Origin of the sequence: Janthinobacterium sp. EB271-G4-7A, from assembly GCF_020858075.1 — a bacterium.
Taxonomy (GTDB): Bacteria; Pseudomonadota; Gammaproteobacteria; order Burkholderiales; family Burkholderiaceae_D; genus Janthinobacterium; species Janthinobacterium lividum.
On sequence record NZ_JACYMI010000001.1, the window covers coordinates 3,656,117 to 3,681,176 of the forward strand.

At 63.9% G+C, this 25,060-nt stretch carries 22 protein-coding genes; 6 read left to right on the forward strand and 16 right to left on the reverse strand.

Annotated elements, in window-relative coordinates:
- Nucleotides 1–40 precede the first annotated feature (40 nt).
- The 7 genes from IGS58_RS16390 to IGS58_RS16420 form a co-directional block, all read right to left on the reverse strand.
- Nucleotides 41–1,249 carry a multidrug effflux MFS transporter gene (locus tag IGS58_RS16390; protein WP_151094513.1) on the reverse strand — a complete coding sequence of 403 codons (1,209 nt, stop codon included), beginning with the start codon at nucleotides 1,247–1,249 and terminating at the stop codon, nucleotides 41–43.
- Nucleotides 1,246–1,902, reverse strand: coding sequence for a CerR family C-terminal domain-containing protein (locus tag IGS58_RS16395; protein ID WP_099387382.1), 657 nt, complete (start codon nucleotides 1,900–1,902; stop codon nucleotides 1,246–1,248). The genes IGS58_RS16390 and IGS58_RS16395 overlap by 4 nt, the downstream gene beginning before the upstream one ends.
- Nucleotides 1,903–2,024: 122 nt before the next feature.
- Nucleotides 2,025–2,507 (reverse strand): copper chaperone PCu(A)C, encoded by a 483-nt coding sequence (locus tag IGS58_RS16400; RefSeq protein WP_230522055.1) that lies wholly within the window; start codon nucleotides 2,505–2,507, stop codon nucleotides 2,025–2,027.
- 18 nt (nucleotides 2,508–2,525) lie between these two features.
- Nucleotides 2,526–3,122 carry an SCO family protein gene (locus tag IGS58_RS16405; RefSeq protein ID WP_070279155.1) on the reverse strand — a complete coding sequence of 199 codons (597 nt, stop codon included), beginning with the start codon at nucleotides 3,120–3,122 and terminating at the stop codon, nucleotides 2,526–2,528.
- Nucleotides 3,123–3,184: 62 nt separating this feature from the next.
- On the reverse strand, nucleotides 3,185–3,571 hold the full coding sequence (locus tag IGS58_RS16410) for a DUF2946 domain-containing protein (protein ID WP_230522056.1): 387 nt from the start codon (nucleotides 3,569–3,571) through the stop codon (nucleotides 3,185–3,187).
- Nucleotides 3,572–3,591: 20 nt separating this feature from the next.
- Nucleotides 3,592–4,215: a hypothetical protein gene (locus tag IGS58_RS16415; RefSeq protein ID WP_070258971.1), complete on the reverse strand. Its 624-nt coding sequence runs from the start codon at nucleotides 4,213–4,215 to the stop codon at nucleotides 3,592–3,594.
- 62 nt (nucleotides 4,216–4,277) lie between these two features.
- Nucleotides 4,278–4,979 carry a Crp/Fnr family transcriptional regulator gene (locus tag IGS58_RS16420; protein WP_230522057.1) on the reverse strand — a complete coding sequence of 234 codons (702 nt, stop codon included), beginning with the start codon at nucleotides 4,977–4,979 and terminating at the stop codon, nucleotides 4,278–4,280.
- A gap of 112 nt (nucleotides 4,980–5,091) precedes the next feature.
- Between IGS58_RS16420 and IGS58_RS16425 the strand changes: the two genes are divergently transcribed.
- Nucleotides 5,092–6,726, forward strand: a complete 1,635-nt coding sequence (locus IGS58_RS16425; RefSeq protein WP_230522058.1) for an acyl-CoA synthetase — start codon at nucleotides 5,092–5,094, stop codon at nucleotides 6,724–6,726.
- Nucleotides 6,727–6,736: 10 nt separating this feature from the next.
- On the opposite strand, the gene IGS58_RS16430 is transcribed toward IGS58_RS16425, so the two are convergent.
- From IGS58_RS16430 to IGS58_RS16465, 8 genes are all read right to left on the reverse strand, one after another.
- The gene (locus IGS58_RS16430; RefSeq protein WP_230522059.1) at nucleotides 6,737–8,152 is read right to left on the reverse strand and encodes an MFS transporter; all 1,416 of its coding nucleotides are present in this window, start codon (nucleotides 8,150–8,152) and stop codon (nucleotides 6,737–6,739) included.
- Nucleotides 8,153–8,225: 73 nt separating this feature from the next.
- Nucleotides 8,226–8,942 carry a ribonuclease T2 family protein gene (locus IGS58_RS16435; RefSeq protein WP_230522060.1) on the reverse strand — a complete coding sequence of 239 codons (717 nt, stop codon included), beginning with the start codon at nucleotides 8,940–8,942 and terminating at the stop codon, nucleotides 8,226–8,228.
- Nucleotides 8,943–9,012: 70 nt separating this feature from the next.
- Nucleotides 9,013–10,113, reverse strand: coding sequence for a branched-chain amino acid aminotransferase (locus IGS58_RS16440; RefSeq protein ID WP_092610671.1), 1,101 nt, complete (start codon nucleotides 10,111–10,113; stop codon nucleotides 9,013–9,015).
- A gap of 151 nt (nucleotides 10,114–10,264) precedes the next feature.
- Complete coding sequence (locus tag IGS58_RS16445; protein WP_230522061.1) at nucleotides 10,265–10,729, reverse strand: Fur family transcriptional regulator; 465 nt, start codon at nucleotides 10,727–10,729, stop codon at nucleotides 10,265–10,267.
- Nucleotides 10,730–10,863: 134 nt separating this feature from the next.
- On the reverse strand, nucleotides 10,864–13,200 hold the full coding sequence (locus tag IGS58_RS16450) for a TonB-dependent receptor (protein ID WP_230522062.1): 2,337 nt from the start codon (nucleotides 13,198–13,200) through the stop codon (nucleotides 10,864–10,866).
- 106 nt (nucleotides 13,201–13,306) lie between these two features.
- Nucleotides 13,307–15,703, reverse strand: a complete 2,397-nt coding sequence (locus tag IGS58_RS16455) for a TonB-dependent siderophore receptor (protein WP_230522063.1) — start codon at nucleotides 15,701–15,703, stop codon at nucleotides 13,307–13,309.
- 83 nt (nucleotides 15,704–15,786) lie between these two features.
- Entirely contained in the window at nucleotides 15,787–16,800 is a 1,014-nt protein-coding gene (locus tag IGS58_RS16460) for a FecR domain-containing protein (protein ID WP_230522064.1), read from the reverse strand.
- Nucleotides 16,790–17,353 (reverse strand): sigma-70 family RNA polymerase sigma factor, encoded by a 564-nt coding sequence (locus IGS58_RS16465; protein ID WP_230522065.1) that lies wholly within the window; start codon nucleotides 17,351–17,353, stop codon nucleotides 16,790–16,792. Before IGS58_RS16465 ends, IGS58_RS16460 begins: the two co-directional genes overlap by 11 nt.
- A gap of 217 nt (nucleotides 17,354–17,570) precedes the next feature.
- On the opposite strand from IGS58_RS16465, the gene IGS58_RS16470 reads away from it, so the two are divergent.
- The 4 genes from IGS58_RS16470 (at nucleotide 17,571) to IGS58_RS16485 (ending at nucleotide 21,443) form a co-directional block, all read left to right on the forward strand.
- Nucleotides 17,571–20,105: a PepSY domain-containing protein gene (locus IGS58_RS16470; protein ID WP_230522066.1), complete on the forward strand. Its 2,535-nt coding sequence runs from the start codon at nucleotides 17,571–17,573 to the stop codon at nucleotides 20,103–20,105.
- A gap of 137 nt (nucleotides 20,106–20,242) precedes the next feature.
- Entirely contained in the window at nucleotides 20,243–20,428 is a 186-nt protein-coding gene (locus IGS58_RS16475; RefSeq protein WP_099387374.1) for a hypothetical protein, read from the forward strand.
- 162 nt (nucleotides 20,429–20,590) lie between these two features.
- A complete protein-coding gene (locus IGS58_RS16480; protein WP_161789600.1) occupies nucleotides 20,591–20,746 on the forward strand; it encodes a hypothetical protein in 156 nt (51 codons plus the stop codon).
- 298 nt (nucleotides 20,747–21,044) lie between these two features.
- Complete coding sequence (locus IGS58_RS16485; protein WP_034786005.1) at nucleotides 21,045–21,443, forward strand: bacteriohemerythrin; 399 nt, start codon at nucleotides 21,045–21,047, stop codon at nucleotides 21,441–21,443.
- Between the two features lie 3 nt (nucleotides 21,444–21,446).
- Here IGS58_RS16485 and IGS58_RS16490 read toward each other — a convergent pair whose 3' ends face one another.
- Complete coding sequence (locus IGS58_RS16490; RefSeq protein WP_230522067.1) at nucleotides 21,447–22,316, reverse strand: hypothetical protein; 870 nt, start codon at nucleotides 22,314–22,316, stop codon at nucleotides 21,447–21,449.
- A gap of 337 nt (nucleotides 22,317–22,653) precedes the next feature.
- Between IGS58_RS16490 and IGS58_RS16495 the strand changes: the two genes are divergently transcribed.
- The gene (locus tag IGS58_RS16495; protein WP_230522068.1) at nucleotides 22,654–24,888 is read left to right on the forward strand and encodes a TonB-dependent siderophore receptor; all 2,235 of its coding nucleotides are present in this window, start codon (nucleotides 22,654–22,656) and stop codon (nucleotides 24,886–24,888) included.
- Nucleotides 24,889–25,060: the final 172 nt, after the last annotated feature.

Genomic DNA, 25,060 nt, shown 5'->3' on the forward strand with positions numbered 1-25,060 from the left:
GTAACAAAGCAGGAAGCATGCCTACCTTTTCAAACTCCGATCATGCCGTTTTGGCAATACTCATCACACCCTGCGCCGCGTCCTGGCGCGTGCCCAGCCACCAGAAAAACGCGGCCAGCGCCACGGCAGAGGCCTGCCCCAGCGCCAATTTGAACGCACTGTCGAACAGCAACGGTGCGACAAAACCGGACACGAGCGCAAACACCAGCATTTGCACGAAGTTTTGCAAGGAGGCAGCCAGGCCCCGCATCTGCGGAAAAATGTCGAGCGTCGACATGGTCATGCCCGGCAAGGCCAGCGACATGCCGAACGCGTACAGCATCACGGGCACGACGGCGAACGGGATGCTCGCCGCGAACCAGTGGTTGTAGGCAATGTTGAGCGCGCCCGTGGCCGCCATGGCCAGCAAGCCCCAGCGCACCAGCACGGCGCTTTTCACCGCATGGGCCAGCTTGCCCGACAGCGCCGAGCCGCCCACCAGGCCCGCCACCATGGGGATGAACATCCAGCCGAAGGCCGTTTCCGGCAGGTGCAGCAGTTCCAGGATGAAATGCGGGGCCGAGGCGATGTACAGGGCAAAGCCGCCAAACGCAAAGGCCACGGCCAGCGAACGCAGCAGGAACGCCCGGTGGCGTAAGGCCAGCCAGTAATTGCGCGCGATGTTGCCTGGGTGAAAAGGTTGACGTTGCTCGACGGCTAAACTTTCTGGCAAGCCTTTCAGGCAGGCCAGCAACAGCAGCACCGTGACGGAAAAGGTGAACACGAACGTCGATTGCCAGCCATACGCCACGTGCAACCAGCCGCCGATAATGGGCGCGATGGCGGGCGCGATGCCGAACACCATCATGATATTGGCCAGCATCTTCTGTGCGGCCGCGCCCGACAGACTGTCACGCACGATGGCTTGGCCGATGACCCTGCCCGCCCCCGCCGAGGCGCCCTGCATGCCGCGGAAGAACAGCAGCCAGCCAAAGCTGGGGGCAAACGCGGCGCCGATGGAGCCCACGGCAAAGATCAGCAGCGAAGCGAGGATCACGGGACGGCGGCCAAACGAATCGGACAAGGTGCCGTAGAACAAGGTCATGAAGGCATAGGCGGCCAGGTAGACGCTCAGGGTCTGCTGCACCAGCACGCTGCTGACGTCGAAATGCGTGCCGATCGCGGGAAATGACGGCAGGAAGGTATCGGTGGCGAACGGGCCCAGCATGGCCAGCCCGGCCAGCACCAGGGTCAGGTTGCGCGCTTTCATGCGCCCGCCTGCACAGCATATTGGCGGCGCAAGCCGTCGAGGGCCGCCAGCGAGAACGCGGCGACATGCTGCGCAATGCTGGCAGTGCCAGTCTCGTCATAGGTAATTTCCGGCGCCACCAGTTCATGCACGATGCGCGAACGGGCATAGAACACGGCTTGGCCGATCACGCTGAACACGCATTTCTGCAGCACGTCCGCCGGCATGGCCTCGCCCACCACGCCACGGATCAATCCTGTAAACAGGGCATGGTGCGCGCGCACATCGCGGTCTGCCAGCATGTGGATGGCGGACGTGGGTTCGATCAATTCGCGCGCCACCAGGCGGCTGAACAGCGAAGCCGCTCCCGGACGCAGCATGTCGAAGACCATCGCTTCTATCGCCAGGCGCAACTGTTCCACGGGCGCCACGGCCGCCGCCGGGCCTGCCTCCGGCGCGGCAGCGGCCGAGGCACGCGCCAGCGCGCGCGCATGGTCGAAGGCTGCCAGGTACAGCTCTTCCTTACCATGAAAATAATAGTTAACCATCGCCACGTTGACGTGGGCCGCCTCGCAGATCCTGCGCACGGACGCGAGCTTGTAGCCTTCGTCGGCAAACAGCTGGACCGCCGCCTGCAGGATGCGCGTGCGCGCCGTTTCGACTTCTTCTGTCATGCCATTCCCATCACTTAAACAGCTGTTTAATATTATTCAGCATTGTATCAAACAGCTGTTTAATTTTCAAATGGACGCAAAAAAGCCCGGCGAACCGGGCTTTGCAAGGGTATTGCTCTAGCTTAGTGTTTCATCGCCGGCATCGCGGATGACGTCGAGGTGGCGCCCAGCGGACGGGCCACGGCATTGACTTCGATCGTTTCGCGGCGCTTGTCCTCGCCTTCGACGACCAGGGTCAGCGGGATCTTGTCGCCCGCCTTCACCTGCCCTTTGAGTTCCAGCAGCATCACGTGGTAGCCGCCCGGTTTCAGTTCGACGGCTTTGCCGGCTGGCAAGGCGATTTCCTTGACCTGGCGCATGCGCATCATATTGTCCGTCATGCTCATTTCATGGATTTCCGCCACGCCGGCCACGGGCGAGCGCACTTCCAGCAGGCGCATGGCTTTCGGCGCCGTGATCTGCATGAAGGCGCCCGTGGCTTTTTGCTGCGGCACGGTGGCGCGCACCCACGGGTCGGTAATCTGCACGGAAGTCTGGGCAGCGGCGGAGAAGGACAGCACGGCCAGGGCCGTGGCCGTGGCCAGCAGGGTTTTCAAATGGGTCATGATCATTCCTAGGTATGGTTATAAGGTGTATTTCGATTTCATCAGGGTCTTGATATCCTGCACGCACTCGTCGCCCGTCAACTGGTGCTTCAGGCCCAGGCGCATGCGTCCCTCGGCATCGAGCACATAGCTGATGGCCGTATGGTCCATCGTGTAGGAACTGCCGCTCGGCACACGGCGGTAGAATACCTTGTAATTGAAGGCCGTCTGCGCCGTCGCCTGCGGGTCCGTGCGCAAACCCAGGAAGCTGGGGTCGAAGGCGCGCATGTATTCGCCCAGCAGCTCGGGCGTGTCGCGCTCGGGGTCGATGCTGATGAAGATCACTTGCAGCTTATCGGCATCCGGCCCCAGTTTCTGGCGGATTTCCAGCGCGCGCGACAGGGCTGTCGGACACACGTCCGGGCATTGCGTAAAGCCAAAGAAGACCATCACATATTTGCCCTTGAAATCGGCCAGGGTGTAGACCTTGCCGTCGGGGCCGCTCAACTTGAAGTCGGGCTTGTAATCGCCTCCCGTCAAGTCGAGGCCGTTGTAATGGGGTTTCGGCGCTGGTTCGCAAGCGGCAAGCGTGAGCAATCCCGCCGTACCGGCGAGAAGAAAAAGACGACGTTTCATGGCATTCTGGCCCGATGGGCGTAGTGGATACAGTTAAGACGTGGAAGGCGTGACGGGTGTATTCAGGCAGCCAGAGGCGGGCCGCGCGGGCTGGCGGCCAGCCAGGCGAACGGGGCCCGCGGCGCCTGGTAAAACAATGGCGGATACAGGTCGTGGCCCGTGATCACGGGCAGCGGCGATGCTGACGACGGCGGCAAACCCGCGCTGCCCGCATGGCTCATGCAGAACGGGCAATGCTCGATGTGGTGCAGCACGGAATCAGTGGTGGATTTGGCGGCTGGCGCCAGGTCCGCTTGCGTGTAGACGGCGCCGCTGGCCGAGCAAATCTCGACGGCGGCATTGTTCGCGTTCGCATGCAGCGAAGCAAACGCATACGACAGGGATGGCGACAGCGCATTGAGCAGTATCGCCAGGCAGGCGAACCACATATGCCACTGTTTGCGCTTCAATAATGATCCCATGGCCCCGATTATAACGGAGTCTGGCTATCGCGTTGCGCAGGCGCGCCCGCCTGGCCACGCAGGAACAGGCTGGGGCGCACGCCCGCCACGTCCACGCAGGCATCGCAAAACGCGGGGATCGAGGCAAAGCCGGAGCCGGCCGCCACTTGCGCCAGGTCGCGCTCGCCGTGCCCGCCCTCGGCATCCGCTTGCGCCGCCGTGTGCAGCGCGTGCGCCAGGCGCTGTTCGCGCACCAGGCTGAGCAATGCCTCGCCTTCGGAAAACAGGCGCGCCCTGGCCTTGTGCGGCGTCACTTGCCACAGGGCCGCCAGGCGCGCAGCCGTCCACTTACCTTGCGGCGTATCAAAGATGTGCTGCGCCAGCGCCTGGCTCCAGCGCTTGCCGCCGCCGTGTCCGCCATCGGGCTCATCGCCTTCCAGCGCCAGGGTGAACACGGCCGGCTTGCCCCGCCCCGGCATCACGTCGCAGGCAAAGCGCAGGAAAGCAGGCACGACGAAACTGTCGCCGCTGGCCAGTTTCTTGGTGGTGATTTCATTGTGCAAGGTCACAAAGCCCTGGCGCACGGTAACGCGCAACCGGAGCGGAAAGCGCAAGCCCAGCAGGTGCAATGGATGATCGGAAACGAGGGCCATGCGTCAGGTCAAGGTGGTGAACGAGCCGCCAGCATGCCACACATCGCGCGTCCGGTCTGTCATCACAGCGACGCCACGCCATAACGGCGCAAGCCGTCCAGGTCGACGACGCGAATGGATTGGTAAGCAATGTTGATCAGGTTCAGTTCGGCCAGATGGCCCAGTGCCTGGTTGACGCGCTGGCGCGAAATGCCGGTCAGCAAGCCGATTTCTTCCTGCGACAGCTCAAGCACGCTGGACGTGCGCGGGTATAGCATGGGGTGGAACAGTTGCGCGATGGCTTGCGCCACTTGCGCGTCGACGGCCAGCAGGCGCTGGTTCTGGATGGTGGCGATGAATTGCCCCATGCGTTCATTCAGCTGGCGGATGACGAAGGCATTGAAGGAGAGGCTCTCGGCCAGCAGCAGGTGAAACAGGTCCACCGGCACGAGGATGATGCGCGATGCGCGCACGGCCACCACGTCGTAGCGGCGCAGTTCGCGCTTGAGCACGCTGCCCTCGCCGCACCAGCCACCGGCCGGCACGCCGGAAAACGTGGCGCCGCGTCCATCGGCATTGTAGACGGCCAACTTGATCAAGCCCGTGTGCACGCCGATCCAGTGCGCCGACGGTTCGCCGCGCCGCGTGATGAAGGCGCCCGCCTCGAAATGCCGGATCACGCTGCCAGCGCGCAACAGGGCCTGATGCCCGGTATCGAGGGCCGTGAACCAATCGTGGCTGTCGAGTTCGGGCACGGCACGGTCTACACTATCGTTGCTATCCATTCCATCCTTCAGTTGTCACTAAGATGACAGTGATTTTCCAACGCCGGTGCTATGCTAACCGGTATCAATCCCGAAACAGGGAGCTACAAGATTCTTTTACCAGGAGACAAGCATGACAGCTGATTTCAACACCGGCCTCGGCAAAAACAGCGCCAACTACGCCGCCCTCACCCCGCTCGACTATATCGCCAGGGCAGCGGCAGTATATGGCAATCGCCTGGCAATTGCACATGGCGCCGTGCGCCAGACGTGGGGCGAAACCTATGCGCGCACGCGCCGCCTCGCCTCCGGCCTCATCAAGCTGGGTGTGGGCACGGGCGACACGGTGGCCGTGATGTTGCCGAACACGCCCGCCATGGTGGAAGCGAGCTTTGGCGTCCCGATGGCCGGCGCCGTCCTCAACGCCCTGAACATCCGCCTCGACCTGGCCTCCCTGACCTTCATGCTGCGCCATGGCCAAGCCAAGGTCTTGCTGGCCGACACGGAATTTGCCGAACTGGCGCGCCAGATGGCGGCGCAGATTCCCGGCTTGCGCGTGATCCAGGTCAACGACGTGCTGGGACCGGAAGTGGAGCCATTTGCCGAGCTCGACTATGAGAGCTTGCTGGCCAGCGGCGACCCCAACTATGACTGGCAGCCGCCTGCGGACGAGTGGGATGCCATCGCTTTGAACTACACGTCCGGCACCACGGGCGACCCGAAAGGCGTCGTCTACCACCACCGCGGCGCGGCCCTGAACGCCCTGTCGAATATATTAGAGTGGGACATGCCCAAGCATGCCGTGTATTTATGGACCTTGCCGATGTTCCACTGCAATGGCTGGTGCTTCCCGTGGACCGTGGCCGCGCGGGCCGGCGTCAACGTGTGCCTGCGCAAGTTCGAACCGAAACTCGTGTTCGACCTGATGCGCGAATTGCGTATCACCCACTATTGCGCCGCGCCCATCGTGCATGCAGCGCTGGCCAATGCGCCCGCCAACTGGCGTGACGGCATCGACTGGACCGTGCGCGGCATGGTGGCAGGCGCACCGCCGCCGGCCGCCATGGTGGCGAAGATCGAAGCCATGGGTTTCGACTTGATCCACTCGTATGGCTTGACGGAAGTGTACGGCCCGGCCGCCATCTGCGCCGAGCAGGATGGGTGGGCGGCCCTGTCGCAGGAAGAACGCGCCGTATTGAAGTCGCGCCAGGGCGTGCGCTACCACCTGCAAAGCGCCGTGGCCGTGCTGGACCCGGAGACCATGCAGCCGGTGGCGGCCGACGGCGAACAGATCGGCGAGATCATGTTCCGCGGCAATATCTGCATGAAAGGCTATCTGAAAAATGAAAAAGCGACGCAGGAAGCGTTCGCCGGCGGCTGGTTCCACACGGGCGACCTCGGCGTCATGTATCCGGACGGCTATATCAAGCTGAAGGACCGCAGCAAGGACATCATCATTTCCGGCGGAGAAAACATTTCCAGCGTGGAAGTGGAAGACGCGCTGTACCACCATCCGCAGGTGCTGGCCGCCGCCGTCATTGCCCAGCCCGACGAGAAATGGGGCGAGACGCCATGCGCCTTCGTCGAGCTGCGCGAAGGCGGCACGGTGACGGAAGCGGAATTGATCGCCTTTTGCAAGAACAACCTGGCCGGTTTCAAGGTGCCGAAAGCCATTTATTTCGGCCCCCTGCCGCGCACGTCGACGGGCAAGATCCAGAAGTTCGAACTGCGCAAACGCATGCAGTCGGACAAGGCCATCGACGTCTGATTTGTACCTGTCAGTCGCGCTTGCCTTGCAACCACGCCGGCTGCGCCACCACCAGGCGCGAGAAGCTGGCGATGCTGGCCACGGCGGCGAAGCCTGCCGCCAGGCACAGCGCATACGTCGTGCCACGCGTGGCGGAAACCGTGAAGCAATACGCGACGAGCGCCGCGCCCGTCGCTTGCCCGATCAGGCGCGACGTGGCCACCACGCCGCTGGCGCCGCCGGCCCGCTCGGGCGGCGCACTGCCCATGATGGCTTTCAGATTGGGCGCCTGGAAGAAACCGAAACCGATGCCGCACAGGGCCATGCGCCAGCCGATATCGAACACGCTGGGATGGGCCGGTATCCACACCAGGGTCAGCAAGCCGCCCGCCAGCGCCGCCAGGCCGATGCCGCCCAGCACGCCCGGCGAATAGCGGTCGCTGAGGCGCCCGGCGACAGGCGCCATCACGGCCACCAGCACGGCCCACGGCGTCATCAGGAAGCCCGTCTCGACGGGTGAACGGCCCAGCGTGACTTCAAAATAGAAGGGCAGCGAGACGAAGGCCAGGCCCTGCGCGGCAAACGTGCAGATGGCCGTCAGCGACGACAGCAGGAATAATGGACGGCGAAACAGGTCGATCGGCAGCATCGGAGCTGCGTGCCCCGCCTGGCGGTGCAGCAGCAAAATAAAGAAGATCACTACCGCCACCAGTTCCGGCAGCAAGGTCGACAGGGCCGCGTGATGGGCCGCATCGCCAAACAACAGGATCAGCAAGCCGAAAGCGCCCACGTTGTACAGCGCCGTGCGCGCATCGAGGGTATGCCCGGAAAGTTTGGTCGCCGGCAGCATGCGGCTGGCGAGGAAGAAGCCGGCCACGCCCAGCGGCACATTGATGGCGAACAGCCACGGCCACGACGCCGTCGCCAGGATCAAGGAAGCAGCCGTGGGCCCGATGGCAAACGCGACAGCCACCACCAGCGCATTGTTGCCAAACGCGCGTCCCAGCAAGTGTTTAGGGTACAGGGCGCGCAGCAGCGCCGTATTGACGCTCATCATGGCGCTGGCGCCGACGCCCTGGAACAGGCGCGCCACCACCAGCGAGGGCAAGGACCAGGCCAGTGCGCAAGCGAGCGAAGCGAGGGTAAATAAAAACATGCCGGAGATGAATACGCGCCGGTAGCCGGCGATTTCGCCGAGGGCGGAAAACGGCAGCAAGGTCGCCACCATGGCCAGCTGGTACACGTTGACGATCCAGACGGAAGCGGCCGGCGTCGTGTGCAGCTCGCCGGCGATGGCCGGCAAGGCCGTGTTGGCAATCGCCGTATCGAGCGAGGCCATGCCCACGCCGATGGCCAGCGCCAGCATGGCCCATACACGGGCGCCGGGCGGCAAGCCGTCCTCGCCCACCATCACGGCTTGCGTTTGCTGCCGCCTAGACTGCTGCATACACTACCTGTTCATCTTGCTGATCCGGACAATACACTAACATGTATGTAAGAAACCTGCAGGAGAGGCCAGCTTACTTCTGGCAGTCGATGACCTTGAAGTCTTTCGAATAGCAGATGCGCAACTCGCCCGAGTGCTTTTCATAGCCGAGCCAGCGGCCCTTCAGTTGCGGGTTATGCTGCTTCATCCACTGGAACAGCTCGTTCTTTGGCATGGTGGAATCCGGCAACTTCAAAGCCTGGAACAGTTCGCGTTCCTTTTCGAAATATTCCTTGGCCGTATCGAAATCGCAGGCACCATGCTTTTCCCATTCACCCTGCAGCAAGGCTTCGCCCGGCTGCATGCACATGTAGGGCAGGATGTCGGACGGCGCCAGCTTCGGCAGATTGCCCTTGCAGTAACGCGGATGCAGTTCCGTCTTGCGCGGCGGCGTCACGGAAATGTCTTCGCAGCTGGCCGGATTGGCCGACTGCGCCCACAAGCCATGCACGATCCAGCCGAACTGGTTGCTCTCGGCGCACTGGAAGGCGGCCTTTTTCGACACTGCGCCACGGCGGCGCTGGCTGTCGCAAAAGCCTGGCGACCATGACAGCGCCAGCATGAAGTAATCGGTGGGCACGTTCGTGCTTTGCTTGTAGCACGTGTTTTTCTCGTCCGACGGCTTGACGTCGTAATCGTAGTAGCTGACGTTGCGGGGAATGGCGCACGTGGCGTCGGCCGCGTGGACGGCGCCGGCAGACAGGCTGAGGAACACGGCGGCCAGCGCGGGCAAGACAGAGCGGATTTTCATCGAGCTTCCTTCAAGATATAAAAACGCCGGCAACTGAGTGCCGGCGCGGTATGGAAATTACACCATCAACTTAGCAAACTTTATGCATCCAGCCGTGCGTATCAGCCGCCGTGCCATGCTGCAAGCCCAGCAGGGCTTCGCGCAGGGCCAGGGTAACGGCGCCATTTTCATTGTTGTTGATGGTCATTTCAAAGCCATTGGCCTTGGCCACGCCCACGGGCGTGATGACGGCGGCCGTACCGCAGGCGAACACTTCGGTCATGCGGCCCGAGGCGATGTCGTCGCGCCATTGCTGGACGGACAATTTACGCTCTTCCGTCGCATAGCCAAGGTCTTTCGCCATTTCCAGCAGGCTGCGGCGGGTGATGCCTGGCAGCAAGGTGCCCGTCAATTCCGGCGTCACGACGGTGACTTTCTCGCCATCCTTGTAAACGAAGAACAGGTTCATGCCGCCCATTTCCTCGATGAATTCGCGGTGCACGGCGTCCAGCCACACGACCTGGTCGCAGCCCTTCTCTTGCGCTTGCGACTGGGCCATCAGGCTGGCCGCGTAGTTGCCCGCGCATTTGGCTTCACCGGTGCCGCCCGGCGCGGCGCGCACGAAGTCTTCGCTGATCCACACGGTGACGGGTTTCACGCCTTTCGGGAAGTAGGCGCCGGCTGGCGAGGCGAACAGCACGAACAGGTATTCTTCCGATGGACGCACGCCCAGGTACGGGTCGGTGGCGATCATCAGCGGACGCATGTACAGGCTCTCGCCCGTGTTCTTCGGCACCCAGTTGCGGTCTTGCGAAATGAGCGCGTCGCCCGCTTCCAGGAACAGTTCGACCGGAATGGCCGGCATGGCCAGGCGCGCGGCGCTGCGGTTGAAGCGCTCGGCATTCTGTTCAGGACGGAAGGTCTTGATGCTGCCATCGGGCTGGGCAAACGCCTTGTAGCCTTCGAAGATGGCCTGGCCGTAATGCAGGGACGACGCGGACGGGTCCAGCGTCAAAGGGCCGTAGGCCTTCAATTCGCCCTGCTGCCACTTGCCGTCGCGGTAAGGAATCACCACCATGTGGTCGGTGAAGATGCGGCCGAAAGCGGGATTGACCATGCGCGCGGCGCGCTCGGCGTCGGACAGGGGGTGGGCGGATGGGGTGACGACGAGATTCGGTGTGGAAGTGGTCATGGCAGCAGAAGACGAGTCAGGGAGAATAAAGAGATTCCCTATTGTAGCGCCTAATGCGCGCGGCGAGGAGGAGGATGGCCCGCCGCCCATTGTTGCGCCGCATCAAAGGGTGGCGCCGTCAGCTAACCCGCAAGGGCTTGCCCCGCCCTGCCTACGCTTCTTCAGCGCACTGGCTGCAGCGCATCTGCACGGAAATCACGTTGGCGCCGATGTCCATGCCGTGCGCCACCGCCGTCTGGCGCAGCTGTTCCACCAGCGCCGCATCCTGCACCAGCACGCTGCGCTCGCAGACCCTGCACACGAGGTAGCAACTGTCCGTCTCCACCTGGTCCGGCTTGATCAGGTAGCGCGCCTTGTTGCCGCTGGCGCTAGCTTCGCGCTCGCGCAGCAGCAAGCCGGCCAGCTCCATTTCCTTGAGCACGCGGTAAATCGTGCCCAGGCTGACGGCAATGCCGATGTGCAGCAGTTGCTGATAAATGCCTTCCGCATTCATCGCTTGCCGCTGCGTGCCGGCCAGCACTTGCAAGATGCAGATGCGCGCGCTGGTCGGGCGCAGGCGCACGGCGCGCAAACGCTCGAACACGCGGCCATCGCCCTGGTATTGAATGTCTTGCATGGGATTCTCCGCTTGTGCGTTCTGCTCTCCCTACCTTGCCAAGCGAGAACGTCAAAAGGGAACAGGGAAATGAAAAAAAGCGCCGCCCCGATCTGCCGGGTGCGGCGCCTTGTGCTACATCAAACGGGCGGACATCAGAACTTGATGTTGGCCGTCACGGTTGCGGAACGGCCAGGGGCCACGCCAGCGTAGTGCGGCGAGGAAACCTTGTCGAAGTACAGCTTGTTCGTCAGGTTCTGGATGTTCAGCTGCAGGGTCACGTTGCGGTTGACCACATAGCTGGCCATGGCGTCGAAGCGCGTGTAAGCCGGGGCAAACTTGTTGTTGGCCACGTTCGCATAGACTTTATCGACGTAGTTCACGCCGCCACCCACCGTGATGGCGGGCGTGACCAGGTACGAGGTCCACAGCGAGGCGCTGTTTTTCGGCGTGGTGGGGAACTGGTTGCCGTTGTACGGCGACGGCGCGTATTGCGTCACGCCATTGATCACGCCATTCGTGACATAGCCATTGTTTTCCACGATGGCGTTCAGGTGCGTGTAGCCGCCGAAGACCGACCATTCCTTGGTGATATTGCCGCTCACGCCCAGCTCGATACCCTTGACTTGCTTGTCGCCCACGTTTTGCGTGCTGCCGTCCGGCGCCGTCACGCGCGCATTGTTCATGTCGCTCTGGAAATAGGCGCCGCTCACGGACAGGCGGCCGCCCGGCAGCACTTCCCATTTCGTGCCCAGCTCGAAGCTCTTGCTTTCTTGCGGCTTCAGGTTCTGGATGGCGACCGACAGGCCGTCGATGCCGTCGCCGCCGTCATTGCCCGGCGGCGTGGACGAGGTGCCGTAGGAAATATACACGCTGCTGTTGGTCGATGGCTTGTACACCAGGCCCGCCTGGTAGCTGGCGAACGTGGCATGCACATTGGCGCTGGTGGCGGCCGTGGTCTTGCCGTCGAGCGTGTATTGCGGCGTGTTCAGCGAGCTCTTGTAGTCATCCCAGCGGATGCCCACGTTGAGCAGCCATTGCGGCGTGAACTCGATGGTGTCGAAACCGTACACGGAACGCGTGTTGGTGACGATGTTCGTGCGGGCCGGCGACACCGTGCGCGTGTAGACCCATGGGTCGTTGGCGTTCGGGTTGAGCAACGGTGCGCAGTTGTACAGGGTGGCCGCGCCATAGGTCGGGCAGCTGGAGCCGACTTTTTCCAGCGGGTTGTTGGTCCCCGGGCTGAACAGGTAGGAGCTGCGGTCCGTTTCTTCGCGGCCGATTTCCAGGCCGACGGTGTAGGTGTGCTTGACGCCGCCGGCCAGGAATTCGCCGCCCAGGCTGGTCGCATTGGCCAGCGCATCCGTATCGGTGGTGCGCGTGTTGGCGCGGCGCCAGACGGTGCCGTACAGCATGGTATTGCCCTTGGAATCGTCGGGCTGGGTCCACACGTAGTCGTTGCTGGTCTTGCCGTAACGGGTCACATTGCGCAAAATCAATTTATTGCCGAAGTCGTGGCGCACGTCGATGGTGCCGATATCGCTCTGCGTATCGCGGAAGTCGCGGTTCACCAGGCCATAGAAGGTGTCGCGCGGCACGTTGACGGGCGTGCCGTTGCCATTTTTCGCCACATTGGCGCCGGAAGAGAACGGGTTGTTGAACGGCAAGCCGGTGTCCGGCAATTCGCTCGACTGCATGTGGTAGTAGCTGAGGGTGGCCTGCGTGGCCGATTTCAGGCCGAAGGTGATCGATGGCGCGATGCCCCAGCGGTCGCCATTGATGAAATCGCGGCCGGCAACGTGGGCGTCGTGCGCCATCACGTTCAGGCGCACGGCCACGTCATCGCTGATGACGCGGTTCACGTCCGCCGTGGCGCGGCGGTACTTGGCGCTGCCCAGGCCGACGGTGGCGTTGGTGAAGTCTTCCGCCTTCGGCGTCTTGCTGATCAGGTTGACACCGCCGCCTGCGGACGAGCGGCCGCCGTAGGCCGAGTTCGGGCCTTTGACGACTTCGATTTGTTCCAGCGCAAAGATTTCACGCGATTGCGAACCCGTGTCGCGGATGCCATCGATATACGTATCCGTTTGCGCGTTGTAGCCGCGGATAAACAGATTGTCGCCCACGGGGTTGCCGCCTTCGCCGGCGCCGATGGTGATGCCCGGCACGGTACGCAGCGCATCCGTCAGCGAGACGGCGCCCGTTTGCGAAATGATTTCAGCAGGAATCACGGTCACGGATTTGGGCGTGTCCAGCAGCGGCGCCGTCAGCTTGTCGCTGGCCGATTTGACCGGCGCCTGGATCAGGCGGTCAGCCGTGCCCACGACCTTGACTTCCTGCAACTGCTGCGGCTTGTCCGTCGTTTGCGCGTGCAGCGCCAGCGGCATGGCCAGGGTGGCAAACGCGGCCAGGGCCGTGCCATGCATGCGCGGCGTGGAAGTGGTGTGGTGCTTGCGGCTGCGGATGGTAACGCCCGCTTTGTCTTTCGATGTCATCGCTATCTTTCAATGTATCGGATGGAATAAATTGGCTGGCTACTGCCCCCCGGCAGTTGGCTGGCTCGTTGATTGCTTGGGTAATGCAAACCTGGCGACTACGAAACTAGAACCGCCACAGCGCCGTCATGCGCAAGGCCCGGGGCGAACCGGGCGCGATGTTGTCGTTGCTGTGGGCGGAGGCGTAATATTTCTTGTTGAATAAATTTTCCATGTTCAGCTGCAGCTGAAAATTTCCCTGCGGCTTGAAGTAGACGGCGCCATCGACACGGGTAAAGCCGGGCAATACCACCGTATTCGACACCGAGGCGTACACGGCGCTGCGGGCGATCACGCCCAGGCCGGCGCCCCAGGCGGGCGAAAAATCGTAGCGGTTCCACAGCGACAGGCTGTGCCTGGGCACATGCGCCACCGTGGCACCCTCCACGGCCGTCGTCGCCTGCGTGGCCGTCAGCACGGCACGCTGCCACGCATAGCCGCCGGCGATGCTCCAGCCAGCTTGGACCTTGCCATTCACGTCCAGTTCCAGGCCTTCGCTGCGCTGGCCGTCGACCAGCATCGCCCGCGTCGTATCGGCGGGGTCGGTGACGGCCACATTGCTGCGTTCCAGGCGGTACACGGCCGCGCTGGCGGAAAGTAGCGGCGTCACCTCCCATTTGACGCCCAGCTCCACGTTGCGGAAACGCTCCGGCTCGAAGACGGCATTGCTGGGCGTCAACGATGCCAGCTGCTCACCCGCGCGCGGCAGGAAGGATTGGCTGACGCTGGCATACAGCGACAGCGCGGGCACGGGCTGGTAAATGAGGGCGGCGCGCGGCGACCACGGCGCATCCGTGCGGGCGATGCGCGCGCCAGTACGCTTGTTGACGAAATCGACGGCAAAGCGCTCGTAGCGCATGCCGGCAACCACCTGCCAGCGGGCACTGAAACGCAGCTGGTCCTGCAGATAAAGCGCGGCCGTATCGGCCACGCCATGGTTGTCCGCATCCGTGGCGCTGGGGCGGAAAGTCACGGGCAAGTCCGTCACGGGATGCGATGTAGGCAGGCTGATGTGGGTGACGTTGTCGCCCAGGGTAGTGAAATAGCCGGTGTTGCGCAGATTGTCCGTCGTCTGGCGGCCCAGTTCCAGGCCCGCCGTCAACCGGTGCTGCACGGTCCCGGCCGCCACCGTCCACTCGACGTCCGTCTGGTTGAACAGGTTGCGCCGCCTGGTGGCGCTGTTGTACGCCAGCACGGTCACGTTCCCGCCATCGGCGCTGACGGGGCCGGGAAAGGCGTTCTGGTACAGCTTGTCGTAATCGGCCAGGCGCGTGCGGTTGCGCAGGCTTGCGCCACCGCCCAGATCATGTTCGAAGGTCACGCCCAGCGCATCGATATACGCCCACGACGGGCTGCTGCCGGCGATGCCGAAAAACGTGGACGGATCCGTCTCGAACGGCCGCCCCTGGTAAGAAGGCAGGCCCCGGTCCGTCACCCGGTCGTCGCGAAAATGTTCATAGCTGGCCACCACGCTGGTGCGCGGCGACAAGCGCCAGGCCAGCACGGGATTGATGGCGCTGCGGCGCACGTCGACGCCCTGGCGAAAAGAATCGCTGTTTTCCGCCATGGCGTTGACGCGCACGGCGACATCGCCGCCGAAGACCTGTTGCACATCGAGCGCGGCGCGCCGGTTGCGCCAGGCGCCCAGGCTCACGCTCGCTTCGCCGTCGTTCGTCCATTGCGGCTGCTTGGTGGCGCGGTTGATGATGCCACCGCCGCCGCCGCGGCCAAAGACCATGGCGTTCGGCCCCTTGATGGCTTCGACTCTTTCGATATTGTAGAAATCGCGGTAGTACTGCACGTCGTCGCGCATGCCGTCCAGATAGAAATCCGAGGTCGAACTGTTGCCGCGCATCACCGCCGTATCGCGGTTGCCCTCGCCCGCGGCCGTGCCCACGCCCGGCATGTAGCGCATGGCGTCGGCCAGGGCGCGCATGTCCTGGTCGCGTATCAGTTCGCCGCTGACCACGCTGACGGCTTGCGGCGTGTCGCGCAAGGCCGTGTCATTGCGGCTGGCGGCGGCGGAGCTGGCACGGCGGTAGCCATCGTCGCCGCTGCCCTGCACGGTGACGGGCGCCAGCACTTGCAGGCCCGCGCCCTCCCCGTCCAGGTCGGCGCGCAGGGGCGTGGGCGCCAGGCGCACGATGTAACTTCCGTCCGGCAACTGCACGGCCACCAGGCCCGTGCCTGCCAGCAATTGCTGCAAGCCCTGGGGAATGGACAAGCTGGCATTCACGCCGCCGCTGCGTTTGCCCTGCGTCAAGCCGCCTTCGGCCGACAGCAAGATCCCCGCCTGGCCCGCAAATTGGCGCAGGGCCTGGCCCAGCGGCGCGGCGGCGATGCGGAAGCTGCGTACCGCCTCTTCCGCCGCCGGCGCCGTGGCAGGCACGGCCAGCAGCGCGGCGGCCAGGGACAGCGGCAGCAGACGGCGGGCAAACGGCAGGGAGATGGGGTACGACGGCACGGCATTCCTTATTGATGTTGAGCAAGTTACTTCTACCTTGCCAAACAACTTTTCAAAAAGGGAACCAGTTTTGAGAAATATTCTTATTTACTGTTTTGACTGGGCAACTGGGCTTCCACCGTGACCCACCAGTCGTGCACGCGGTTGATCCTGACGGGCAAGGTCGCTTCCAGCGCCGCCAGGATGCGGTCCGTGTCGGCCAGCGGATAGCTGCCCACCAGGCGCAAATGGGCCACGTCGGGTGCGCAGCCCAGGTGGCCGCGGCGGTAGCGCGACAGTTGCGCGAGGAAATCATCGAGCCGCATCTGCTCCGGCTGCAAGCGGTATTCGATCCAGGCAGCCGCGTTCGGGTCGGCGGCGAACGGTTCGCCAATGAAACCGTCGCCAAAACGCACTTGCTGGCCGGCCGGCACGATGCGCGGCGCACCGCCATCGCGGGGCGCCACCTCGACACTGCCCTCGTAGACGGCCAGCAAGGTCGCATCGCCCTGCGGCTGCACGCTGAAACGCGTGCCCAGCGCGCGCAGGCGGCCATGCACGGTATCGACCACCAGCGGCCGCGCCGGTTGCCGGCTGTCGCGCGCGCTACTGACATAAATCTCACCACCATGCAGGGCTATGCGGCGCAACTGATCGCTGTAATCGATGTCGAGGGAGCTTGCCGTATTGAGCCACAGCTGCGAGCCGTCGGCCAGCGCCAGCTGGCGTATCGCGCCGACCGGCGTCTTTTCGGCCGCATTCAGGCTGGCGACCCAGCTGCGCGTATCGCGCCGCAGCAGCACGGTGCCGCCCAGGCCGCCAGTCAGGCACAGCGCCAGCAAACCCTTGACGAGGCTGCGACGCTGGGCATCGCTCTGGCGCGGCCCGGCAGCGTCGAGCGCCTGGCGCGCCGGTTCGCCGGGCAGCTGGCGAAATTCGGCGCTGACGGCTTCCACCCGGCGCCAGGCGGCGCGGTGGGCGGGAGAGCTGGCATGCCAGCGCTCCCAGGCTTGCTGGTCGGCGGGATCGGCGTCTTCGCCGCGCAGCACGGCGAACCATTCGGCCGCTTCCTGCAAGATGGCGTAGTCGGCCGGCGGCATGGCGGATTCAGGCGGCATCGTCCACGCACAGCATGCATTGCAGCATGGCTTGCGCCATGTATTTCTTGACCATCCGTTCGGACACTTCCAGCTGGACGGCAATCTGCGCATACGTCAGGCCGTCGAGCTGCGCCAATAGAAATGCCTGGCGCGCGCGCGGCGACAGCGTATCGAGCATGGCGTCGATGCGGTACAGCGCTTCCACCACGAGGGCGCGCTCTTCGGGCGACGGCGCCGTCAGCTCGGGACCGCTGGCCAGGGCGGCAAGGAAAGTGCGTTCCAGGGTCAGCCGGCGCCAGTGATTGACCAGCAAGCCATTGGCGACCGTGCTCAGGTAGGCACGCGGTTCGCGCAGGCTGTCCGCCGACTGCGTGGCCAGCATGCGCACGAAAGTGTCTTGCGCCAGGTCGGCTGCGCCATCGCGGCAGCCCAGCTTGCGCCACAGCCAGTTGTACAGCCAGCCATGGTGGCTGCTGTACAGGTCGCTAAAGCTATCGAGGGAAGGAGAAATGGAGGACACGGGCAAACAGACAAAGGGGCTGCCAAACTTGCCGGTCAAGTGGGTCAGCATTGCATCATGATCACGAATGAGAATGATTTTCATTTTCACACAATTTCACGACGATGTAAATTATCAAAACCATCATCCTTGCACGGCATGGGCCTTTTGCGCAACACATGCCGCCGCGCCATCATTTGCGAATGATTCTCGTTTGCGATAATATGTCAGCCTTCCTTCTTCCCCGCCATGCCTGACGCCCTGCATGGCGGCGCCATCGAAAGCCGCCATGACGACCTCCTCCTTTCCACAACCCCAGCTGCGCGCCAGCGCCGACGAGGCGCCGGAAACCAGCCAGCAGCGCCAGCTTGCCGCCACGCCTGAAGAGCGGCGCTGGCACTGGAGCTGGAAGCAGGTGTGGTTTCAATTGCACTGGTTTATCGGCATCACGGCCGGCACGGTGCTGGTGATCATTGGCCTGAGCGGCGCCACCCTGGCCTTCAAGGATGAATTGCTCGATGTCATAAATCCCGGCGTGCGCCATGTGGCCGTGGAAACACGCGCGCCGCTGACGCCGGCCCAACTGGGCAACATTGCCGCTGCCGAACACGGCCAGCGCGTCGCCTCGATCACCATGTATGCGGAGGCGGGCGCGGCGCCACGCCTGTTCTTCGCGCCGAAGAATGGCCAGCGGCGCGGCGAATCCATTTATGTCCACCCGTACACGGGAGCGACCCGGCCGGCACTGACGGGGGCGGGCTTTTTCGAGTGGACGGAATCGCTGCACCGCTGGCTGCTGCTGCCCCGCGATCCGGGCCGGCAAGTAGCGGGCGCGCTGGCCCTGTGCCTGCTGGGCCTGGCGCTGTCCGGCCTGTACCTGCGCTGGCCGCGCCGGCCGCTGGACTGGCGCACCTGGCTGACCTTCGATCCCGCCCTGAAGGGCCGCTCCTTTTTGTGGAATCTGCACGCCGTGGCCGGCACCTGGTGCCTGGTGGTCTACGTGGCGCTGACCCTGACGGGCATTTACTGGAGCTACGACGTGGTGCGCGACAATATCGACGCCTGGGCCGGCAAGCCGCCCAGGATGGCGCAGGCGCCCGGCAAGAAAAGCCAGTCCAAGGAGAAGAAGGAAGCGCCGGCCGTCGACATCAGCCTGGCCTGGAGCAGCTTCCAGCAGCATGCCCCCGGCTGGACCCTGGCCAGCGTGCGCCTGCCGGCACGCGCCGGCGAAGCCGTGCAATTCACGTGGCTGGCCAGCGATGCGCCGCATGAGCGGGCGCGCAGCCGCATGAGCATCCTGCCGGCCGACGGCACGGTGACGGAAAACGAACCGTACAGCCAGCAGGCCCTGGGTTCGCGCCTCGTCAACATCATTTATCCGCTGCACATGGGCACGTATTTTGGCTTGCCGGGCCGCATCATCGTCACCTTGGCCAGCCTGGGCCTGCCCCTGTTCGCCATCACGGGCTGGATGCTGTACCTGGGCCGCCGCAAGGCAAAACAGGCCGTGCGGGCGCAGCGCGCCATGCTGGGCGCCGGTGCGGCGGACCAGGCGAACACGGGATTGCCCACCCTCGTGGCCTACGCCAGCCAGTCGGGCCAGGCCGAGCGCCTGGCCCTGGAAAGCGCGCGCGCCCTGCAGCAGGCGGGCGTAGCCGTCGACGTGCAATCGCTGGACCAGTTTGATCCCGCGCAATTGCGCCAGTACGAACGGGCCCTGATCGTCGCCAGCACCTTTGGCGAAGGCGAGGCGCCGGATGGTACGCGCCGCTTCGTGCGCCTGCTACAAGCCACCTCCGGCACGCCGCTGGCGGGCCTGGAATTCGGCATGCTGGCCCTGGGCGACCGCCATTACAGCGCCTTCTGCGGCTTCGGCCATGCGCTGGCGCAACAATTGCAGGCGCTGGGCGCCACGCCCCTGTTCCCGCTGATCGAAGTGGACAAGCACGACCCCGCCGCCCTGGCCAGCTGGTCCACAGCGCTGGCCCGCTGCAGCGGCAGCGCCATCGACGCCATCGGCATGCAGGAAGAAGCATCATATGCCGAGTGGCGCCTGGCGCGCCGCGTGCTGCTCAACCCGGGCAGCCTGGGCGGCGAACTGCATGAAATCACCTTGACGGGCCCCGCCGATGCCACCTGGGAAGCGGGCGCGCTGGCGGAAATCATCCCATGTAATGCGGACGGCAGCGATGGCGAGGCAGGCAGTGCCCATCACGCGCCGCGCAGCTATTCGCTCGCTTCGCTGCCATCCGATGGCGAACTGCAATTGCTCGTGCGTCAAGAGCGCCATGCGGGCGATGACAACCAGGGCTATGGCGTCTGTTCCGGCTGGCTCACGCGCTTCGCCCCGCTGGACACCCCCATCCGCCTGCGCCTGCAAGCCAATCCCGCCTTCGCGCCCGCCCTGGTCGACGTGCCCTGCATTTACATCGGCAACGGTTCCGGCCTGGCCGGCTTGCGTGCGCATTTGCGCGCGCGCCAGCGGGCGGGACTGGCCCGCAACTGGCTGCTGTTCGGCGAGCGCCAGCAAGCTTTTGACAGTATCTGCGGCGCAGAGTTGCAAGGCTGGCTGGACGCTGGCCACCTGGCGCGCCTGGACCGTGTCTTTTCGCGCGATGGTGAAACACGACAATACGTGCAGGACCGTCTGCGCGCCAGCGCCGGCGAACTGCGCGACTGGCTGGCGCAAGGGGCCATCGTCTACGTGTGCGGCAGCCTGCAAGGCATGGCGACAGGAATCGATGCTGTACTGCAAGAAGTACTGGGCCAGGAGGGACTCGATGCCCTGCTGGCGGCCGGACGCTACCGTCGCGACGTGTATTGATCTACATCAGCCCGCCCCCGGCGCCGCCCGGCTATGTGGGCAGGCGCACAGTCAGCGCCTGCCATCGGACTACAGTAGCGGCATAGCGGCATGGAGACATATCCGCGCCGCCCCACCCACAGTCTGCGAGGCTAGCCATGAAAAACCCCTGGATGAGCATGTACCTGAGCGCCGCCAACCGCATCGCCAACACGGCGCGAGGCCATGCCACGGCCGCCGTCAAGCGCGAAGCGGCGAAAAATACGCGGCAATTGACGCAAGTGTGGTTCGATTCCTTCCTGCCCCCGGCAGGCAAGCCACGGCGCGGGCGCAAGGCGAAATAGCCCCTGGCAGCAGACGAACTGGTGCAGTGCATCACAGCAATAAGTTGAAGTTACGACCAGGTGGGCTAAACTGCAAGCATAGAATAAAGATATGCGTACGCGATTGAAGTGACCGGCAGGCGCCGCAACCCCGCGCCGCCACCGGCTCATCAGGAGACGACCATGTTGACGCTCAAAGTGCTGGCCTGCCTTGCCCTGTCGGCCTTGATGCTCGTGCCCCTCGTGCTGAGGGATACGATGCAAACGTCCGCCGGGCAGCAATTGCAGGTGCCGAATGTCGATGCGCAAGGCATGTGGGCCCACTGGCCCAAGCAATAAGACGCGCGGCTGAGAAAACGTCGCTGACTGCGTTGCCGTGCCTCGTCGTACATTCGTACTGCCTTCGGCGCGGCGCCTTGCCAGCGGCGTTTTTCAGCGGCGCTCGGTAACACGTCGCATCGATGAAAACCGCTTAATTGCGGGTGGGGATTTGTTCTCTCCGCCCATTTATTTTTGCCTTGATTTGCTCCCCCCTCTTCGCCGTATTTTTGATCCAGATCATGGATTTCCACCTTTGCTGCGCCCAAACTGGAACAGTCCGCTTCGCACCGTGACGGACTTAACCTGGAGCATCGGCATGGGTAAATCGCATTGGAAGGATGAGATGGCGCTGGGGGTTCCCGTCATCGACGAGGCGCATGAGGCGCTGTTTCAGGAGCTGGCGCGGCTGCAGCAGTTGGGCGACCAGCATTTCAGCGTGGCGTTTCGCGAACTGATCGCGGCCGTCGAACGCGACTTCCGCGAGGAAGAGGATTTGATGGAGCAGATCGCCTTTCCTTCGCTGGCCAACCACCGCGAACAGCATGCGCGCGTGCTCAGCGGCTTGCACCATGCCTGGGCCGCCGTCGATGAAGGCGACCTGGAACAGGGCCGCCATGCGCTGTCGCTCTTGCCGCAATGGCTGATCTTCCACCAGGCCACGATGGACTTGGCCCTGGCGGCGGCGCTGGAAATGGTGCAGCGCCAGCCAAACTAACCTCTACAGCAGCAGCACCGTGGCTTGCTCGGGCATGACGACGCGGTAGTGTCCCGGGTATTTGTCTTCGCCGTCGAAAATCTTGCAGAACACGGGTTGGTTGATGTCGTTCACGGCCGACTCGTTCATGGGCAAGGTGGCGATCAGTTGCTCGCCATCCATCAACTGCAAGGCGCTGCCCCGCTCGGCCGCGCAAAACGCCAGCGATTGCACATCGCTGGCGAACGGCCGCTTGTACCATGGCGTGATGGCCCGCACGGCGCGCCTGGCGTCCTGCAAGACTTGCCCCACGCGCGTGACGTTCCAGGCATCGCGCGCCACAGACGGCTGGAGGACGATATTCGCCGTCAGCTCCCCCCTGCCCTTGTTCACCAGGAAAGTGCCGTCCTGCGCGGCGATGTCATCGTTGAGCGGCACGACAAACACCCCGCCGCTGGAGACCTTGATCGGCACAGGCGCGCCATTGCCTTGCAAGGCCACACGCACGTCGTCGATGGTGGCGCTCAGCTTGGCAGGAATCAGGCGCAGGGCCATGACCACGCTGCCGCTCGACACTTGCCACACTTTCCTGGCCGTCAGATAACTTTCGCGGTAAGCCGTGAAACGGATGCGCGGCGCCTTGGCGTCGCTGCTGGCCGTGATCGTCACCATTTGCGGTGGCAAGGCTTCGTCTGCGCTCGCCGCTGGCGCCGGTGCCGATACCGGTGCCGCGGCGGGTATGACAGGCGTGGCAGGCGCAAGGGGTGGCGATACGGCGGCGGGCACGCTGGCGCTCTGCAGCGGCGCGGGAACAGCCGGCGGCGGCGCGTGTTCCTGGGCCTGGCCCAGCGACACGACACACAACCATCCGGCACAAGCGATCCATGTACGCATGCATTTCTTTCAATGAGGAAAATATTTTATCAGCGCCTGCATTATCGCAGAAGGCCCGCCGATGCGCCGCCCCGGGTCTGCCTGCACTCCTGTCTGCACTCTTTTGGTGCACGCGCTTGATTATTTGGCAAATATCGCCTATATTGATAATGATTCTTATTCACGAAAGTGACGGGAATCGCGCGCCCTTCTTTTCCACTGCCCGACCGCGCCGGGCCTTGCGGTGGAACTGCTATCCAAGCCAGACCACGGGCCAGCATCACGCCATCCCCCCAGCTACTGCGCACCTCGCCAGACGAGATAGGAAAACACACGACTACAATATTCCAGGACAATGATGCAATCGACTACCGTATTTTCTTCTTCGCACCAGCCCGCCTTGCGCCCCCTCCCCCGCCTGCTGCACATCGCCCTGCTGAGCCTTGCCGCCGGCGTGGTCCTGCCGGCACAGGCTGCCGACGCCGCTGCGGCCGACGTCACCATGCCAGCCGTCACCGTGCTGGGCCAGTCGACGGCTACCACGGAAGGCACGCAGTCATACACGGCGGGCGAAGCGCGCAGCGCCACGCGCATGGACATGTCCTTGCGCGAAACGCCGCAATCGGTCAGCGTCATCACGCGCCAGCTGCTTGACGACCTGGGCGCCGTGCGCCTGGATCAGGCGCTGGCACAGACGACGGGCATCCAGGTGGGCCAGAACGATACGGAGCGCACGACCTTTTATGCGCGCGGCTTCGGCATCGACAATATCCAGATCGACGGCATGGCGCGCGGCGGCAATGCGCCATTGCAAGACACGATCCTGTATGACCGCATCGAGGTCGTGCGCGGCGCCACCGGCCTGATGGGCGGCACGGGCGACCCGTCGGCCACCATCAACATGATACGCAAGCGGCCGACGAAGGAATTCCAGGCCAGCGCCGGCCTGATCATGGGCCGCTGGGATGACCAGCGCGTCGAGGCCGACCTCTCCACGCCGCTGAACGCGGAGGGCAGCGTGCGGGCGCGCACAGCCCTGGCCTGGCAAAAACGCGATTCCTACCTGGACATGTATCACGAGCGCAAGACGGTCGGCATGGTCATCGTCGAGGCGGACGTGCGCCCCGGCACCCTGCTGACTGCCGGCGTCGATTTCCAGGACAACAAACCCACGGGCGCCACCTGGGGCGCCGTGCCGTACTGGAACGCAGATGGCAGCCTGGCCAATTTGCCGCGCAACACCAGTTTCACGACGCCATGGAGCACCTGGGCCAACAAGCAGCACACGCTATTCACATCGCTGGACCAGCGCCTGCCCGGTAACTGGAATGTGCACCTGGGCTATGCGCGCACGGAAAGCACGAACCGCACCACCGTCGCCTATGCGGGCGCGGGCCATCCCGACCCGGCTACCGGTGAAGGCATGCGCCTGTGGACGGGCGCCTGGGGCGCAGGCAAGAAGAACAGCGACAATTTCGACGTGTACGCCAGCGGTCCCTTCACCTTGCTGGGACGCAAGCACACGGCCATCGTCGGCTGGAACGGCGGCAACCAGCGCTCGCGCTCGCTGGGCGGCGAAGCGAAAATCAATTACCCGGACTTCATCCCCGATTACCGCAGCTGGACGGGCAACATTCCCCGTCCCGTGTTCCACCCGGACGGCTCGCACACGGAAACCGTGACGCGCCTGGCGGGCGGCTATGTGGCCACGCGTTTGAGCCTGGCCGACCCGCTGCACCTGATCATCGGCGCGCGCAGCAGCACGTACCGTACGGATACGCGCAACTACGATACGCGAGGCGTGCACACGGACAATAGCGACTTCGTGGAAACGCGCAATGAAGTCACGCCGTATGTGGGTGCCGTGTTCGACATCAACAAGCAATTTTCGGCCTACGCCAGCTTCACGCAGCTGTTCAACCCGCAATCGAGCAAGGACCGCAACAACCAGTTCCTGGCGCCGGAAACGGGCGACAATGCGGAACTGGGCATCAAGGGCGAATTCTATGAAGGCAAGCTGAATGCGTCGGCCGCCCTGTTCCACACGAAGAAAAAGAACCTGGCGGAACTCGACCGCACGGTGCCGCCCGGCTTTTTGCTGCCCGACGGCGGCCAGGCCATGGTGGCCAATGGCGCCGGCGTGACGGCCAAGGGCGTGGAATTCGACGTCTCAGGCCAGATCACGCCCGCCTGGGAAGCGAGCGGCGGCTATACCTACCTGCACGCGGCCGAGGCAGATGGCCGACGCGCCGCCACCACGCAGCCGCGCCATTTGCTGCGCCTGGCCACCAGCTACCGCTTCGACGGCAGCCTGGCTGGCCTGAAAGCGGGCGCCAGCATGACGGCGCAAAGCGCCACCTACAGTGAATCGTGGTACGGCCGCCCGCCATCGGGCACGATCACGGATATCCCGCAGGCCGGCTATGCACTGGTCAACGCCATGGCCAGCTATACGCTCAGCAAGCATGCCAGCGTGCAGTTGAACGTGAATAACTTGCTCGATAAAAAGTACTACCGCAACGTGGGCTTCTTCGACGGCGTGTTCTGGGGCGAACCGCGCAACATCAGCCTGGCCGTGCGCACGGCGTTTTAAATAAGCGCATCGCGGGCGCCAGCACGGCGGACGAAGCCCTGTCCGCCGTGCCGTGAATGGCAATGATCTGCGCGATAGCGCATTCATTGATATGGAATTGAAATAGGCAACAATCAGCCATGAACACGTCCTTGCGTTAATGATTTTTTGATATTATCAAAAATTTAAAACA

Excerpts from the sequence above, each read along its gene's own strand:
- IGS58_RS16490 (WP_230522067.1), bottom strand. The coding sequence starts at position 22,316 with ATGCGTACATGGATCGCTTGTGCCGGATGGTTGTGTGTCGTGTCGCTG.
- IGS58_RS16460 (WP_230522064.1), bottom strand. The coding sequence starts at position 16,800 with ATGCCGCCTGAATCCGCCATGCCGCCGGCCGACTACGCCATCTTGCAG.
- IGS58_RS16465 (WP_230522065.1), bottom strand. The coding sequence starts at position 17,353 with ATGCTGACCCACTTGACCGGCAAGTTTGGCAGCCCCTTTGTCTGTTTG.
- IGS58_RS16400 (WP_230522055.1), bottom strand. The coding sequence starts at position 2,507 with ATGACCCATTTGAAAACCCTGCTGGCCACGGCCACGGCCCTGGCCGTG.
- IGS58_RS16480 (WP_161789600.1), top strand. The coding sequence starts at position 20,591 with ATGTTGACGCTCAAAGTGCTGGCCTGCCTTGCCCTGTCGGCCTTGATG.
- IGS58_RS16475 (WP_099387374.1), top strand. The coding sequence starts at position 20,243 with ATGAAAAACCCCTGGATGAGCATGTACCTGAGCGCCGCCAACCGCATC.
- IGS58_RS16435 (WP_230522060.1), bottom strand. The coding sequence starts at position 8,942 with ATGAAAATCCGCTCTGTCTTGCCCGCGCTGGCCGCCGTGTTCCTCAGC.
- IGS58_RS16430 (WP_230522059.1), bottom strand. The coding sequence starts at position 8,152 with ATGCAGCAGTCTAGGCGGCAGCAAACGCAAGCCGTGATGGTGGGCGAG.
- IGS58_RS16405 (WP_070279155.1), bottom strand. The coding sequence starts at position 3,122 with ATGAAACGTCGTCTTTTTCTTCTCGCCGGTACGGCGGGATTGCTCACG.
- IGS58_RS16440 (WP_092610671.1), bottom strand. The coding sequence starts at position 10,113 with ATGACCACTTCCACACCGAATCTCGTCGTCACCCCATCCGCCCACCCC.
- IGS58_RS16415 (WP_070258971.1), bottom strand. The coding sequence starts at position 4,215 with ATGGCCCTCGTTTCCGATCATCCATTGCACCTGCTGGGCTTGCGCTTT.
- IGS58_RS16420 (WP_230522057.1), bottom strand. The coding sequence starts at position 4,979 with ATGGATAGCAACGATAGTGTAGACCGTGCCGTGCCCGAACTCGACAGC.
- IGS58_RS16425 (WP_230522058.1), top strand. The coding sequence starts at position 5,092 with ATGACAGCTGATTTCAACACCGGCCTCGGCAAAAACAGCGCCAACTAC.
- IGS58_RS16495 (WP_230522068.1), top strand. The coding sequence starts at position 22,654 with ATGCAATCGACTACCGTATTTTCTTCTTCGCACCAGCCCGCCTTGCGC.
- IGS58_RS16485 (WP_034786005.1), top strand. The coding sequence starts at position 21,045 with ATGGGTAAATCGCATTGGAAGGATGAGATGGCGCTGGGGGTTCCCGTC.
- IGS58_RS16445 (WP_230522061.1), bottom strand. The coding sequence starts at position 10,729 with ATGCAAGACATTCAATACCAGGGCGATGGCCGCGTGTTCGAGCGTTTG.
- IGS58_RS16390 (WP_151094513.1), bottom strand. The coding sequence starts at position 1,249 with ATGAAAGCGCGCAACCTGACCCTGGTGCTGGCCGGGCTGGCCATGCTG.
- IGS58_RS16395 (WP_099387382.1), bottom strand. The coding sequence starts at position 1,902 with ATGACAGAAGAAGTCGAAACGGCGCGCACGCGCATCCTGCAGGCGGCG.
- IGS58_RS16450 (WP_230522062.1), bottom strand. The coding sequence starts at position 13,200 with ATGACATCGAAAGACAAAGCGGGCGTTACCATCCGCAGCCGCAAGCAC.
- IGS58_RS16470 (WP_230522066.1), top strand. The coding sequence starts at position 17,571 with ATGACGACCTCCTCCTTTCCACAACCCCAGCTGCGCGCCAGCGCCGAC.